The sequence below is a fragment of the Trebonia sp. genome (assembly GCF_030042015.1).
Taxonomy (GTDB): Bacteria; Actinomycetota; Actinomycetes; order Streptosporangiales; family Streptosporangiaceae; genus Trebonia.
Genome location: NZ_JASIAL010000428.1, coordinates 1 through 14,440, shown reverse-complemented (window position 1 = coordinate 14,440; position 14,440 = coordinate 1). Strand labels below are relative to the sequence as shown.

The window sequence follows — 14,440 nt, the reverse complement described above, 5'->3', positions numbered from 1 at the left end:
CGCTATGGATTCGGCGCGGCGGGCTGGGTAGCCTGGGTTCTGGCAGGAGCGCCTGCCAGACTCCGAGCTGCCGTGGCCCGCGCCCGCGGTGGTGGTGAGGACAAGGGCCGCCGGTTCGCGCTAGCTGGGACAGATCAGTCACCGCTGAGCCAGGCGAGCAGGGCGCGGGGCAGCATCGCCGCAAGGGACATGGCGTGACTGACGACAGCGCGTTCAAGAAGCAGGTCCGGGCCCGGATGGCCGAGACCGGGGAGAACTACACCGTCGCCCGCCGGATGGTGATCGCCGGGCGTGATCCCGGCCAGCGGCCGGTGGCGTTGCGGGTGTACCTGAATCCGCACGTGGACCTGGAGCTGACCGAGGAGACGGCCCGGGCCTATGCGGCCGCTGATGAGCAGGGCCAGCGGGACATGGCGAACCGGCTGCTGGCCGACCACATCGAGATGGCCGGGATCGAAGAGGCCGGGGTCGCCGCCGGTTCGGAGCTCCAGACAGTCCAGGACCTGTGGATCGACGAGATCGCCGACGCGATACACCGCCGTATACCGCGGGCGGCCGGGATAGCCGCGATGGCGGTCAGCGGGGACCTGGACCACGTCAAGGTTGATATCCATGCCCGCCGGCCGGGCCTGGCGCACGGCCACGGCCATGCGGAGGCCGGCCGGCTCCGCGCCGAACTGGAGGAGCTGACCGGCAGACCGGTCCAGCTGAACATACTGGAGGCCCGCCCGGAGAAGGGGCGGAAGGAAATACAGCTAGGTCCTCAGGTCACCCCGGGCAGTACCCCGGGACCGTAGTTCGATGCCTTGTGCCGCCTGATGTCGCGGCTGCCAGTTCCGGGCATGCGCCAGGCCGGCCTGAATCTTGCGCCCAGCCGATCATGATCGGCCCCGCGCACGGAGACCCGCCGGGTCACTGTGAGCGGGTCTGGCAGGCGAGGCGCGGCTGTCCCTGCGAGTGCCCCGCGCGGCCGGAACCGGGCTTGTGGCGGGACGGGGCAGGCAGGGTCTTGACCCGGAAGCCGTCCAAGCAGCACGTGCACGCGGTCCAGCCCGGCCCATAGCCGGATGGTGCGGCCTGACCAGGCAGCGGGATGCCATGGCCAGGGACTGGTGCGGCCGGTCTGTGTCGTACTGCTTGCGCCCGGCATCGACCGCGGCCTGCGCGTCCTCGATGTCGGCGAGCGGGCCGTGCACGTTCAGCAGCTCCTGATGCAGCATCTGGCGCAGCCGCCCGATCTTTCCGGTGGTCGTCGGCGACCGCGGCGTGGTCAGCCGAATCACGTGATCGTAACGGTCTGCTCGCCTCGCTCACGGCATCCACTCATGAACGATTTGTCATAATCCGCCCGGTTCCCGGGTGCCGCCATGTCCCGGCCGGCGGCGGATGAATGTGGCATCGAGCCGGTTATAGGCGGCTGACTGTCACATTCATCCGGCCGCGTGCTGCCATGGGCAGCCTCGTCGGCGACCTTCACGAGATGTGAGACAGAGCCAGTTTTCAGGCGTCACCGACGCCTGCTCCGCCCGGGCAGCCGAACCTCATGCTGCTGCCCACCGCCGCGGGCATCGCCGCCGCTGGCCGGCCAGTGACCTACAGGTCGCCCGTCCGGATGCCGCGTTCCCTGCCGGGCACCTGAGGCACCTGTTCGGCGACGTCTGCGGGCTGCGCGATGTCCTGCTGGACGCCGCGCCTGAGGCCGCGCAGGGCCACGGCGGCCGCCACCGCCATGATGATCGCCATCCCGTAGAGCACGTCACGGGTGGCGGCGGCGAAGTCGGCGCGGATGAAGCCCGGAATGGCGGAAATGTTCCCGCTGCCGCCCTGCAGCTGCGCGATCTTGGCTGCCTGGGCCGCGGCCGCGGGGCCTGGGACGCCCCGGCTGATCAGCGAGCCGGTGATCTTGGACCGGAAGTCGGAGATCAGGATCGTGCCCAAGATCGCGAAGCCGAGGCTGGCGCCGTAGTTACGGACGGTCTGGGTGATGCCGGTGGCCTCGCCGTAGGAGTACCGGGAGGCCCTGTTGATCGCGTCGGTGTTGGCCTGGCCGAGCATCAGCCCCATGCCGGCGCCCGCGATGATGATCCAGATCGTCTGGGCGCCCGCGCTCAGGGTGGTCGAGTGCTGCCCCCACAGGAAGAAGCCGACCGCCGCCAGGGCGCAGCCGAGCACCACCGGCCGCTTGGCCCCGATCCGGTCAAGCATCCGGCCGCCGATCTGCGCGCACACCACGAAGCCGAGGAAGAAGTACAAGATCAGCAGGCTGGCCGTGGTGGCCTTCTCCGCGAGGGCGATCTGCCCGTAGACGCTGGCGAAGAAGAACACGGGAATGAACGCCATCATGGCGATCAGCAAGATGATGTTCTCCACAGCGAACGCCCGGTTGCCGAAGATATGGACGTTGATCAGGGGCGATTCGGTCCGCAGCTCAACCGCGCAGAACACCGCCAGGAGCAGGACGCCGATGATAATGCATATCTCGATCGCCGGGTTGCCCCAGCCCCACAGGGCCGACTGCTGGAATCCGAAGACGCTTAGCCCCACCCCGCCGACGATGAGGGCTAGGCCGCGGTAGTCGATCGGCGCGGGCCGGTGCTCGGTGACCGGCTTGGAGATCGCGATCAGCGCCAGGGCGATCAGGGCGACGGGGATGTTGATCCAGAAGATCGCCCGCCAGGTCCACTGGATCAGGTAGCCGCCCGCGATCGGGCCGATCGCGGTCAGGCCCCCGGCCAGGCCGAAGAACAGCGCCAGTGCCCGGCCGCGCGAGCGCAGGTCGAATGTCGCCACCACGATGGCGATCGCCGCCGGGAACATGATCGCCCCGCCAAGGCCCTGCACGGCGCGGAACGCCACGAGCCACGCCTCGGCGCCGCTGCCGTGGGGCGTCGCACCGCACAGCGCCGACGCGGCGGCGAAGATGATGACCCCGACCACCACCATCGTGCGGTGCCCGACCGTGTCCGCCAGCCGGCCGCCGAACGCGAACAGCGCCGCCAGCGACAGCAGGTAGGCGTTGATCGCCCACTGGATGCCGCTGGATGACAGGCCCAGGTCATGCTGCACTGTCGGCGCGGCGATCGACACGATGGTCTGGTCGATGAACGTCATCGCCACCGCGAAGATCATCGCGGTCAGGACCAGGCCCTTCGACCGGCCACGGGTGCTAGCCGCGACTGTCATGGCAACTCCCCTCTGCCTCAAGGGCACGATTCCCGGCCCGCGCAGGCCGTAATCCGCCATGATCACCCGCGAAGCGGACCTTCGCCCCCAGGCCGGCCGGCCAACGACCCTGATCGCCTGGCGCCAGGTGGGCGACGATCGGCCAATGAGCACGCCCCGTGATACCGTGACCGACAGCGCGGCCGAACAGGCCGAGGTCCTCGCCAGCCACGCCCAGTACCTGATCGCCACGGCGGCCCGCGCCCCGTCGGTGCACAACAGCCAGCCGTGGCGGTTCCGGGTCGGCAGCCAGGCGATCGAGCTGTGGTGCGATCCCCGGCGCAAGGTGCGGGCCGACCCGGTCGGCAGGGAGATGCTGGTCAGCTGCGGCGCTGCGCTGTTCGGGCTGCGGCTGGCGGTGCGGTCGCTCGGCTACCAGCCCGTGGTTGACCTGCTGCCCGACCGGTCGCAATTGCGCCTCATGGCCCGGGTGAGCGTCGGCGCGCCCGCGCCGCTGAACGGGCTGGAACGGGAGATGCTCACGGCGGTGCCGCACAGGCACACGCATCGCGGTCCGTTCACGCCGGGCCCGCTGCCGGTCGGCCTGCTGGCGGGGCTGCAGAACGACGCGCTGGCCGAGGGCGCCACGCTGGCGCTCGTCGGGGACGGGCTCGGCTACGCGCGGCTGGCCAGGATCGCCGCGGCCGCGGCCCGTCGTGGCGACCTCGACCCCCGCGCCCGCGCCGAGATACGGCGGTGGACCAGGAGCGCGGCGAGCGCGGCAAGGGACGGCGTCCCCGCCGCGGCGCTCGCGGTCAGCATGCCTGCCCAGTTGCGCCCCGGGCGCCCCGGTCGGCTGCCGCAGCGCGACTTCGACCTCGGCCGTGGCATCGCCCGGCTCCCCGCGGGCGGTCCGCCCCCCGCCGCGACCGCGGTGCTGCTGACCTTCGGTGACCGCAGGGCCGACTGGCTGCGTGCCGGGCAGGCGCTGCAGCGCCTGCTGCTGCACGCCGCAGGCAAGTGGGTGTTCGCCAGCCTGTACACGCAGCCGCTGGAGAACGCCGTCACCCGCGCCCTGATCCGCGAGCAGCTCGCGCTGCCAGGCAACCCCCAGATGGTGCTGCAACTCGGCCTGGCCGACAGCGCGGCGAGCACGGCCCGCCGCCCGCCCGACGAGCTCGCGAACTGACGTTCTAGGGACCTTAGCCCTCAGGCTCGGGGGCGGTTCGCCCATGTCGAGGGGCAGGGCCGCGGGCGTTGACTGAAAGCATGCAGCCGCAGCGAACGCCGTCAGCCGAGCCCGGGCCCCAGCCCGGGCCCCAGCTCGAGCCCGAGCCGGTCGTCTTCGGCGCGGGTGCTCTCGACCAGCTTCTTGACGCCATCCGGCGGCGCGGCTTCCGGCTGGTGGGGCCCGTCCTGAAGGACGGGGCCATCTGCTACGACGACATCGGCTCGGCGGCCGACCTGCCCGCCGGGTGGACCGACGAACAGGCCCCAGGCACCTACCGGCTGCGCCGCCGGGACGACGGCGCGCTGTTCGGCTACGCCGTTGGCCCGCATTCGTGGAAGAAGTACCTGTTCCCGCCGGCCGCCAGGCTGCTGCCGCCCGAGCCGCCGCCCGATGAGCCGTTCGCGTTCATCGGCGTGCGCGCCTGCGAGCTGAACGCGATCGCGATCCAGGACCGCGTCTTCCTCGGCGGGCGGCACCCCGACCCGCAGTACGCGGGCCGCAGGGACGGGGCGTTCATCGTCGCGGTGAACTGCGGCCAGCCGGGCGGGACCTGCTTTTGCGCCTCGATGGGCGCCGGGCCACGCGTCACGTCCGGTTTCGACATCGCGCTCACCGAGCTGCTCACCGCAGGCGACGCGGGTCACCGGTTCCTCGCCGAAGCGGGCACCGCGCGCGGCGCCGAGGTGCTGCGCGAGGTGGAGGTCCTGCCAGCGGGCGAGGCCGATATCGGCGCCGCCAGGGCGGTCAGCGAGCACGCCGCCGCGTCCATGGGGCGCGTCATGCCCGAACTCGACCTTCGCGACCTGCTCACGCGCAACTACGACCATCCCCGCTGGGACGACGTCGCGGCCCGCTGCCTGAGCTGCGCCAACTGCACGATGGTCTGTCCCACCTGCTTCTGCTTCAGCGTCGAGGACACTTCCGGCCTGTCCAGCGGCGATCCGGCAGGAGCCCCGGAACGGCACCGCTCCTGGGACTCCTGCTTCACGCTGGACCACTCCTACCTGCACGGCGGGCCGGTGCGGGTCTCGGCCCGCTCCCGCTACCGGCAGTGGCTGACGCACAAGCTCGCCACCTGGGCCGACCAGTTCGGCACCCCCGGCTGCGTGGGGTGCGGCCGGTGCATCACCTGGTGCCCGGCCGGGATCGACATCACGGAGGAGGTCGCCGCCATTGCCGCAGACTCTTGAGCCGCTGCTGCGCGGCCACAAGTTCTTCGCCGGGCTTGACCGGGCGGATCTGGCCCTGCTCGTCCAGTGCGCCTCCAACGCGGTCTTCCCCGCGGACTCCTTCCTGTTCCGCGAGGGCGATCAGGCGCAGACGTTCTACCTGATCCGTGACGGCAAGGTCGCCTTGGAGATCACCGCCCCCGGCCGCGGTGCCCTCGTGGTGCAGACGCTCGGCGAGGGCGACGTGGCCGGGTTCTCCTGGCTGATCGAGCCGCACCGCTGGGAGTTCGACGGGCGGGCCATCGATCGGGTCCGCGCGGTGCGGATCGACGGGGCGTGCCTGCGCCGCAAGTGCGAGGACGACCCGCGCCTCGGCTATGAGCTCATGCGCCGGTTCGCCGGCCTGACCGCGGAACGGCTGCAGGCCACCCGGCTGCAGCTGCTGGACGTGTACGGCCATGCCCACGATCGCTGACAAGCGGGTGCCCCGGGTGCAGGCGCCGAAGTCCTGGATCGAGCCGGGCACGTGGCGGGTGACCACCGTCCAGCGTGAGACCGCGGACGTGGTCACGCTGGGGCTCACCCCGCCGCGGCCGTTCGGGTACCTGCCCGGCCAGTTCAACATGGTCTCGGTGCCAGGCATCGGCGAGGTTCCGATCTCGATCAGCGGCGATCCCGCCAACACCGGCTACGTGCTGCACACGATCAGGGACGTCGGCCTGGTCACCAGGGCGCTGTGCGCGCTGCAGCCGGGGCAGCTGGCCGGGGTCCGCGGCCCGTACGGCACGTCGTGGCCGGTGGCCGCCGCCGAGGGCGGCGACCTGGTGATCGTCGCGGGCGGCATCGGGCTGCCCCCGCTGCGCCCGGCCCTTTATCAGGCGCTGCGCCGACGGGAGCGCTTCGGCCGGGTCGTGCTCCTGTACGGCGCCCGTACCCCCGCCGACCTGCTGTTCACCGACGAGCTGGCCGGCTGGCGCTCCCGGTTCGACCTGGACGTGCAGGTCACGGTCGACACGGCCACCAGCGACTGGCGCGGCGTCGTCGGCGTCGTCCCCGGCCTGATCCAGCTCGCGCCCTTCGACCCCGGGTCCGCCACCGCGTTGATCGTCGGCCCGGAGGTCATGATGCGGTTCAGCGTCCGGGCGCTGCTGAAGGCCGGCGTCGCCGCCGACCGGGTGTACCTGTCGATGGAGCGCAACATGCAGTGCGCGGCGGCACTGTGCGGCCACTGCCAGCTCGGGCCGTTCCTGGTCTGCCGCGACGGCCCGGTCTTCTGCTACCGGCAGCTGGCCCCCTGGCTCGGCATCCGGGAGGTGTGACGATGACGCCGACCCCGCCGACCCCGCCGACCCCGCCCACCCTCGCGGTCTGGAAGTTCTCCTCCTGCGACGGCTGCCAGCTCACGCTGCTGAACTGCGAGGACGAGCTGCTCGCGATCGCCGGATCCGTGCACATCGCGTCGTTCGCCGAGGCATCAAGCCATGTGGAGCCTGGCCCGTACGACCTGTCGCTCGTCGAGGGCTCGATCACGACCAGCGAAGACGCCGAGCGCATCCGCGCCGTCCGCGCCGCGTCCCGCTGCCTGGTCACGATCGGCGCCTGCGCCACGGCCGGCGGCATCCAGGCGCTGCGCAATTTCACCGACGACCCGACGCCCGTGGTGTACGCGCGCCCGGAGTACATCAAGTCGCTGCGCACCTCCACGCCGGTCGCCGACCACGTGCCCGTCGACTTCGAGCTGCGCGGCTGCCCGGTCGACAAGCGGCAGCTGCTTGAGGTCATCCAGGCGCTGCTCGCCGGGCGCAGGCCGAACGTCCGCGGGCACAGCGTGTGCGTCGAATGCAAGCGCGCCGGGCGGACGTGCGTGCTTGTCGCGCACGGCACGCCCTGCCTCGGGCCGGTGACCCAGGCCGGCTGCGGCGCGCTCTGCCCGGCCGTCGGCCGGGGCTGCTACGGCTGCTTCGGCCCGATGGAGTCGCCGAATACCGCCGCGCTGTCCGCGCGCTGGCGCGAGCTCGGCGCGGACGGCCCCGCCCGCGCCAGGGCGTTCCGCGGTTTCACCGCCGCCGCGGAGCCCTTCCGCGCCGCGGCCGAGCAGGCGGACCGGGAGGCGGACCAGGAGGAGGCGGCCCAGGAGGCAGCCCAGGAGGCAGCCCAGGAGCAGGCGGCCCGCGAGGCGGCCAGGGAGGCGAGGAGACCATGACCCACGGCACCAGGATCAGCAGGAACATCAGCGTCCCCGCCCTGGCCCGCGTCGAGGGCGAGGGCGGCCTTGAGATCATCGTCGAGAACGGCGAGGTGGCCGAGGCCAGGCTCGACATCTACGAGCCGCCCCGGTTCTTCGAGGCGCTGCTGCGCGGCCGCCGCTACACCGAGCCCCCGGACATCACCGCCAGGATCTGCGGCATCTGCCCGGTGGCCTACCAGATGAGCGCCTGCCAGGCGATCGAGGACGCCTGCCAGGCCAGCGTCACACAAGAAATCAGTGCGCTGCGCAGGCTGCTGTACTGCGGCGAGTGGATCGAAAGCCACGCGCTGCACGTGTACCTGCTGCACGCCCCGGACTTCCTCGGCTACGCCAGCGGCATCGACCTCGCCCGCGACCACCCGGACATCGTCGGCCGCGGGCTGCGGATCAAGAAGGCGGGGAACCGCCTGATGGAGGTCATCGGCGGCCGCTCGGTCCACCCGGTCAACGTCAAGGTCGGCGGCTTCTACAAGGCGCCCGCCCCCGCCGAGCTCGCCGCGCTGGTCCCCGCGCTCGACCAGGCCCGCCGCGACGCCGCGGACACCGTCGAATGGGTGGCGGGCTTCGACTTCCCCGACTTCGACCGCGACTATGAGTTCGTCGCGCTGCGCCACCCCGCCCAGTACCCGATCACGGCGGGCCGCGTGGTCTCAAGCACAGGCCTGGACATCACCCCGGCCGAGTACGACAGCCACTTCACCGAATTCCAGGTCCCGCACTCCACCGCCCTGCACTCGGTGCTCGACGGCAGGACGTACCTGACCGGCCCGCTGGCCCGCTACAGCCTGAACTCCGGCCGCCTGCCACCGGCCATCCGGCAGGCCGCGGCCGCGGCCGGCCTGCAGGCCACGTGCACGAACCCGTTCCGCAGCATCATCGTGCGCGCCGTCGAGCTGCTGTTCGCCTGCGACGAGGCCCTGCGGCTGATCCACCGCTACCAGCCGCCCGACCCGCCGGCGGTCGACGTCAGGCCGGTCCCGCGGACCGAGCGGACCGAGCGGACCGAGCGGACCGAAGGGACCGCGACCGGCTACGGCTGCACAGAAGCCCCGCGCGGCCTGCTCTACCACCGGTACACGATCACCGGCGACGGCACGATCGCCGACGCGAAGATCGTCCCGCCGACCTCGCAGAACCAGCGGGCCATCGAGGCCGACCTGAAGGACTTCGCCGCCACCCGCCTGGACCTGGAGCACGAAAAGCTGACGAGCGAATGCGAGCAGGCGGTCCGCAACCACGACCCGTGCATCTCCTGCGCGGCGCACTTCCTCAACCTCCGCGTGGCGCAAGCGCACAGGCAAGGCACAAGCAAGGCACAAGCACAGGGGCGGTGAGTCAGACATGATCCTCCTCATCGGCATCGGCAACCCGGACCGGGGCGACGACGCGGCGGGCCTGGCGGTCGCCAGGAAAATCCGCGCGGCCACCGTGCCCGGCCAGGTCGTCGTGCGGGAGCTGATCGGCGACCAGCTGGCGCTGCTCGACGCCTGGACTGGCGCGAGCGTCGTGTACGTGGTCGACGCGGTCTGCTCCGGCGGGACACCGGGGACCATCTACCGGTTCGGCACCGCGGACGCGCTCACCGACCGGTTCCGGCATCGCGGCACGCACACGTTCAGCCTCGCCGACGTCGTCGAGCTCGCCCGCGCGCTTGACCGGCTGCCCAGGCACCTGGCCGGGTTCGGCATCGAGGGTGCCCGCTGGGAGCTCGGCGCCCCGCTGTCGCCGCGGGTCGAGGCCGCGGCGGACGCCGTGACCAGCCAGCTGCTCAAAGAGCTGAAGGCGGGTGTCTAGCCGATGTGCCTGGGAACGGTCGGCGTGATCAGCGCGCTCCGCGACGAGGACGGCGTCCCGATGGCGCTCGTCGACACGGGCGCCGCCGCGGTCCCGGCGTGCCTGCTCACCTGCCCGCAGGCCGGCGTCGGCGACAGCGTCCTCATCCACTGCGGCTACGTGCTGCGGATCCTCGACGCCCAGGAGGAGGAGGAGGAGGAGTCATGAGAACCCGCGCCGGCCTGGCCCTGGCGCTGGCCGCCGCCGTCATCAGCGGCTTCGCGGTCTACACCAACTCCTACGCGGTCCCCGCGTTCGCCAGCTTCGGCGGCGCGACCGTCTACACCACCGCCAAGAACCTCATCGCCGCGATCGTGCTCGCCGCGGCGCTCGCGTACGCCACCAGGCGGGCGCCGCGTGAAGGCTTCACCCGCCCGCGCCGGCCGGGCCAGTGGGCCGGCCTTGCCGCCGTCGCGGTCATCGGCGGCAGCGTCCCGTTCGTGCTGTTCTTCCAGGGCCTGGCGCGGGTCGATTCGGCCAACGCCGCGTTCATCCAGAAGACCCTGGTGATCTGGGTGGCGCTGCTGGCCGTTCCGCTGCTTGGCGAGCGGCTGAGCCTGTGGCACGTCGCCGCGATCGCCGGCCTGGTCTGGGGACAGGCGCTGCTCGGCGGCGGGATCGGCGGCATCGGCCTCGGCGCGGGGGAGGCGATGATCTTCGCGGCCACCCTGCTGTGGGCCGCCGAGACCGTCGTGGCCAGGAAGCTGCTGTCCGGGCTCTCCCCGCTGACCGTGGCCACCGCGCGGATGGGCGGCGGCGTCGTCATCCTGATCGCGTACACGCTGGCGACCACCCGGTGGAGCACGCTGGAAGCGATCGGCTGGCACCAGTGGTCGTGGGCGATCGCGACCGGCCTGATCCTGGCCGGCTACGTCGGCGCGTGGTACGCCGCGCTCGCCAGGGTCGGCGCGATCGACGTGACCGCGCTGCTCGTCCCCGCCGCCATCATCACCGCGCTGCTCCAGTCGGGCAGCAAGGCCCTGGCGCCGCAGTGGCCCGGCCTGGCGCTTGTCGCGGCAGGCACCGCGCTCGTCCTGCTGGCGGCAAGGAAGGCAAGGAAAAAGACAGGTCCCGCGCTGGCAGGCGTCCGGTGATCGCCGGCCCGCTGCTTTTCGCCCGCTATGCCTTTCCCCCGAACGAGCGCGGGCTTTGCGGCCCAGCCGACAGTGCTGCCTTGCGCGGCCATGCCCTCGCCGGGCAGTCAGGTCCCGGCCTGGTGCGACTGGCCAGGGGCTTCGCGGGCGCCTGGCCGTACCTGCAGCTGATCGCGGCGGCCAACGGGCTCGCGGACCCGCTGGACGCCCGCGTCGTGGAGGCGTACTGGGTCGGCAACAGCCTGCTGGAGAACGTGCGGGTCGCCGACTACGGCGCGTTCCTCGATGAGCGGTTCCGCGCCCGGGCCGGGCGCGGCTGGGAGTCGATAGCCGCCGCGATCCCGGCGGGCGCGGTGCCGCACCACAGCTTCCACGTGTTCGGCGTGTACCCGTGGACCGGCCTGCTCCGCGCGGGCCGCACCCAGCCATCCCTGCACGTGCTGGACAGCTGCCGGATCGGCTGGGGCCGGGTGGTGACCGCGGACCCGCTCGTGGTCCAGCGCCGTCCGCTCACCTGGGACGGGTCCGTGCTCGGCCTCGGCCCGCCGGCGCCATCCCAGGTCGCGCCCGGCTTCCTCACCGGGCTGCGGCCCGGCGAGTGGGTGAGCCTGCACTGGGACTGCGCCTGCGACCGGCTGCCGGCCCCGCAGCTGCTGGCCCTGCGCCGCTACACGGCCCTGCACCTGCGTCTGTACAACGCTCCCGCGCTCGCGCGATCATAGGCCTGGACACAACCCGCGAGTGCTCCTGCCCTGCCCCCGTACTCCGGAGGAGCCGATGAAGGCTCACGGCTGGTCCCTGTCCATCTGCTGCCTGTCACTCTGCGCCGGGGCGGCGACCCTCGCGCTCACCCTCCCGCAGGCCGCGACAGCGGCCGTGACCAGGCCCGCGTCCGCGGCGGCGTACCCGGCGGTCCCCGATCGCCTGTACAGCGTGGCGGCCATCTCGGCCAACGACGTGTGGGCGGTCGGGCTCTATCCGACCGGCTGGCTGGCCCTGAACTGGAACGGCAGCACCTGGGCGCAGTACGAGGCCAGCCCCGGCTACTTCAACGGCGTGGGCGCCTCGTCGGCCAGCGACGTCTGGGCGGTCGGCGGTACCAACTGGTTCAGCCCGTCGCAGACGCTGGCCATGCACTGGAACGGCAAGACGCTGACCCGCGTCCCCACCCCGAACCCGCCGGGCGGCGGTGAGTTCAGCGACGTCGCCGCGACGTCGCCCGACAACGCCTGGGCGGTCGGCCTGGCCGGGCCCGGGCCGGGCATCCCCTCGCCGACCACCCCGCTGATCGAGCACTGGAACGGCAACGCCTGGACCATCCAGAAGTACCAGGTCCCCGCGGCCGGCGGCCAGTTCACCGGGGTCGCGGCGATCTCGCCAGACAACGTCTGGGTGGTCGGCTACACCGGCGCGGCCAGCGAGGGCACCGGCCAGCAGACCCTGATCGAGCACTGGAACGGCGACACCTGGACGCGGGTGCCCAGCCCGAACGTAGCGGGTGCGAGCGCCAACCTCCTGCAGAGCCTGACTGTCGTCTCGGCCGACAACGCCTGGGCCGTCGGACAGGCCGTCGTCGGCGGCCTGCCCAAGACGCTGGCCCTGTACTGGAACGGCGTGCAGTGGACGATATCCCCCAGCCTCACGCCGGGCGGCAACGCCGCGTTCCTGGGCGTGACGCACTCGTGGACGAACAACATCTGGGCAGTGGGCATCACCAACCCCTCGGGGTGCGCACCGAGCTGCCAGACGCTGGTCGAGCACTGGAACAGCATTCACCAGCGCTGGTCGGTGATCCCGAGCCCCAACGCGCCGAACTCCGGCCTCAACGTGCTGTGGGGTATCTCGGCGGTGTCGCGCAGCGACATCTGGGCGGTGGGCAGCACCGACTACGCCTCGACCCTCATCGAGCACTGGAACGGAACGTCCTGGAGCTAACCCACCCTGGAGGAGCCAGTGAAGGCTCGTGGCTGGTCCCTGTCCGCCTGCGCGCTGTCAATCTGCGTGGCGGCGGCGAGCCTCGCGCTCACCGTCCCGCAGGCGGCCGCGGCCGGAGCCGCGTCCGGTGCGCAGTACCCGACTGTTCCCGATCGCCTGTACGGCGTGGCGGCCGTCTCGGCGGACGATGTCTGGGCGGTCGGGCTCTATCCGACCGGCTCGCTGGCGCTGAACTGGAACGGCAGCACGTGGGCGGAGTATGAGACCGCTAATGGCTACTACAACGGCGTGGCCGCCAGCTCGGCCGCCGACGTCTGGGCGGTCGGCGGCACCAACTGGGGCAGCCCGTCCGCACCCCTGGCCGAGCACTGGAACGGCTCGTCCTGGACCGACGTGGCCACTCCTGATCCGCCGGGCGGCGGATACTTCAACTCCGTCGCGGCGACCTCGCCAAGCAACGCCTGGGCGGTCGGCGCGGTCGCGCCAGGCGGACCGGGCGTGCCGGCCGCGACCACCCCGCTGATCGAGCACTGGAACGGCAAGACCTGGACGATCCAGCACGTCCAGGATCCCCCGCACGGCGGGCTGCTCAACTCGGTGGCGGCGACATCGGCCTCGGACGCCTGGGCGGTCGGCTGGACCGGCCCGAACAGCGGGGCAAGCGGCACGCTGATCGAGCACTGGAACGGCAAGACCTGGACGCGGGTGCCCAGCCCGAACCTGCCTGGCAGCGGCAAGAGCTTCCTCAAGGGCGTGACGGCGATCTCCGCAGGCAACGCCTGGGCCGTCGGGGCCGCCGTCGTCGGTAACGTCGAGCACACGCTGACCATGGACTGGAACGGCGAGAAGTGGACATACGCGCCCAGCCCCACCCCTGGCGGCGATTCCTCGCTGCAGGGCGTGACGTTCTCGTGGACGAACAACATCTGGGCGTTCGGCTACACGAACCCGTCGCGCTGCAGCAGCGGCGGCCCGCCGTGCCAGACGCTGATCGAGCACTGGAACAGCATTCACCAGCGCTGGTCGGTGATCCCGAGCCCCAACCCGCCCGCCGGCTACCTCAACCAGCTGGAGGCCGGCGCCGCCGTCTCCCGGACCGACATCTGGGCGGTAGGGACCACCGACTACGCCTCGACCCTCGTCGTCCACTGGAACGGAACGTCCTGGAGCTGACGCCCGGATTGGTGACCAACGCCCCTGGCGCGACGGCGGAACGGCGGCAGGCTGGTAACTGGGAGGTGACTCCAGATGACCAGCCCTGCGAAGCAAACTCCCGTCCACCAAGTGGTGCCGCCGCGCACGCTCGTCAAGATGGGCAACCCATTCGTGCGCCTGCTGCTGGGCTCGCAGCTGCACGGGCTGATGGATCACGCGGTCCTCGTGCTGCACATCACCGGCCGCCTGACCGGCCGCCAGTACGACATTCCGGTCAACTACGTCGACATCGACGGGCGGCTGACGGTCGTCACCAGCGCTCACTGGCGGGTGAACCTTCGCGGCGGGGCCGACGTGGAGGTGACGCTGCGCGGCCGACGGCACCCCATGCGCGCCATGCTCGAGGAGGACCCGGCCGCCGTGGCGGTTGCCTACCAGGAGGTCATCAGCCGCCTCGGCTGGCTCAAGGCGAGCCGTAACCTGGGCATCGCGGGGCCTGACGGGCACCAGCCGACCGTGCTCGAGCTCAAGCGCGCGGCGCGCGAGTACGGCTGGTCGGTCATCACGCTCACGGCGCGATGAGCCTGTCGCGCCGAGCGCGCAAGCCGGTTGA

The 14,440-nt window shown here is 71.9% G+C and carries 16 protein-coding genes; 14 read left to right on the top strand and 2 right to left on the bottom strand.

The genetic code is table 11. The features are described from left to right. The first annotated feature begins 194 nt into the window (after positions 1–194). A complete protein-coding gene (locus tag Q1N79_RS22880; RefSeq protein WP_300612255.1) occupies positions 195–797 on the top strand; it encodes a hypothetical protein in 603 nt (200 codons plus the stop codon). Positions 798–878: 81 nt separating this feature from the next. On the opposite strand, the gene Q1N79_RS30825 is transcribed toward Q1N79_RS22880, so the two are convergent. Both Q1N79_RS30825 and Q1N79_RS22875 read right to left on the bottom strand, forming a co-directional pair. After that, positions 879–1,283, bottom strand: coding sequence for an integrase core domain-containing protein (locus tag Q1N79_RS30825; protein WP_367185134.1), 405 nt, complete (start codon positions 1,281–1,283; stop codon positions 879–881). Positions 1,284–1,593: 310 nt separating this feature from the next. Then, the gene (locus Q1N79_RS22875; RefSeq protein ID WP_300612253.1) at positions 1,594–3,183 is read right to left on the bottom strand and encodes an MFS transporter; all 1,590 of its coding nucleotides are present in this window, start codon (positions 3,181–3,183) and stop codon (positions 1,594–1,596) included. Positions 3,184–3,328: 145 nt separating this feature from the next. Between Q1N79_RS22875 and Q1N79_RS22870 the strand changes: the two genes are divergently transcribed. The 13 genes from Q1N79_RS22870 to Q1N79_RS22810 all read left to right on the top strand — a co-directional run bounded on the left by Q1N79_RS22870 (position 3,329) and on the right by Q1N79_RS22810 (position 14,409). Then, a complete protein-coding gene (locus tag Q1N79_RS22870) occupies positions 3,329–4,351 on the top strand; it encodes a hypothetical protein (protein ID WP_300612251.1) in 1,023 nt (340 codons plus the stop codon). A gap of 80 nt (positions 4,352–4,431) precedes the next feature. Then, positions 4,432–5,583: a 4Fe-4S dicluster domain-containing protein gene (locus Q1N79_RS22865; RefSeq protein WP_300612249.1), complete on the top strand. Its 1,152-nt coding sequence runs from the start codon at positions 4,432–4,434 to the stop codon at positions 5,581–5,583. Next, on the top strand, positions 5,567–6,037 hold the full coding sequence (locus Q1N79_RS22860) for a cyclic nucleotide-binding domain-containing protein (RefSeq protein WP_300612247.1): 471 nt from the start codon (positions 5,567–5,569) through the stop codon (positions 6,035–6,037). The genes Q1N79_RS22865 and Q1N79_RS22860 overlap by 17 nt, the downstream gene beginning before the upstream one ends. Further along, on the top strand, positions 6,021–6,881 hold the full coding sequence (locus Q1N79_RS22855; protein WP_300612245.1) for an FAD/NAD(P)-binding protein: 861 nt from the start codon (positions 6,021–6,023) through the stop codon (positions 6,879–6,881). The genes Q1N79_RS22860 and Q1N79_RS22855 overlap by 17 nt, the downstream gene beginning before the upstream one ends. Positions 6,882–6,883: 2 nt before the next feature. Next, complete coding sequence (locus tag Q1N79_RS22850; protein WP_300612243.1) at positions 6,884–7,765, top strand: oxidoreductase; 882 nt, start codon at positions 6,884–6,886, stop codon at positions 7,763–7,765. Then, positions 7,762–9,144 carry a Ni/Fe hydrogenase subunit alpha gene (locus Q1N79_RS22845; RefSeq protein ID WP_300612241.1) on the top strand — a complete coding sequence of 461 codons (1,383 nt, stop codon included), beginning with the start codon at positions 7,762–7,764 and terminating at the stop codon, positions 9,142–9,144. Before Q1N79_RS22850 ends, Q1N79_RS22845 begins: the two co-directional genes overlap by 4 nt. Before the next feature lie 7 nt (positions 9,145–9,151). Then, complete coding sequence (locus Q1N79_RS22840) at positions 9,152–9,604, top strand: hydrogenase maturation protease (RefSeq protein ID WP_300612239.1); 453 nt, start codon at positions 9,152–9,154, stop codon at positions 9,602–9,604. A 3-nt stretch (positions 9,605–9,607) separates the two neighbouring features. Continuing rightward, on the top strand, positions 9,608–9,811 hold the full coding sequence (locus tag Q1N79_RS22835; protein WP_300612237.1) for a HypC/HybG/HupF family hydrogenase formation chaperone: 204 nt from the start codon (positions 9,608–9,610) through the stop codon (positions 9,809–9,811). After that, entirely contained in the window at positions 9,808–10,737 is a 930-nt protein-coding gene (locus Q1N79_RS22830) for a DMT family transporter (RefSeq protein ID WP_300612235.1), read from the top strand. Before Q1N79_RS22835 ends, Q1N79_RS22830 begins: the two co-directional genes overlap by 4 nt. Then, the gene (locus Q1N79_RS22825) at positions 10,635–11,459 is read left to right on the top strand and encodes a DUF6390 family protein (RefSeq protein ID WP_367185133.1); all 825 of its coding nucleotides are present in this window, start codon (positions 10,635–10,637) and stop codon (positions 11,457–11,459) included. Before Q1N79_RS22830 ends, Q1N79_RS22825 begins: the two co-directional genes overlap by 103 nt. A 55-nt stretch (positions 11,460–11,514) precedes the next feature. After that, positions 11,515–12,672, top strand: coding sequence for a hypothetical protein (locus Q1N79_RS22820; protein WP_300612231.1), 1,158 nt, complete (start codon positions 11,515–11,517; stop codon positions 12,670–12,672). Between the two features lie 18 nt (positions 12,673–12,690). Beyond that, on the top strand, positions 12,691–13,845 hold the full coding sequence (locus Q1N79_RS22815) for a hypothetical protein (RefSeq protein WP_300612229.1): 1,155 nt from the start codon (positions 12,691–12,693) through the stop codon (positions 13,843–13,845). A gap of 75 nt (positions 13,846–13,920) precedes the next feature. After that, positions 13,921–14,409: a nitroreductase/quinone reductase family protein gene (locus Q1N79_RS22810; protein ID WP_300612227.1), complete on the top strand. Its 489-nt coding sequence runs from the start codon at positions 13,921–13,923 to the stop codon at positions 14,407–14,409. Positions 14,410–14,440 lie beyond the last annotated feature (31 nt).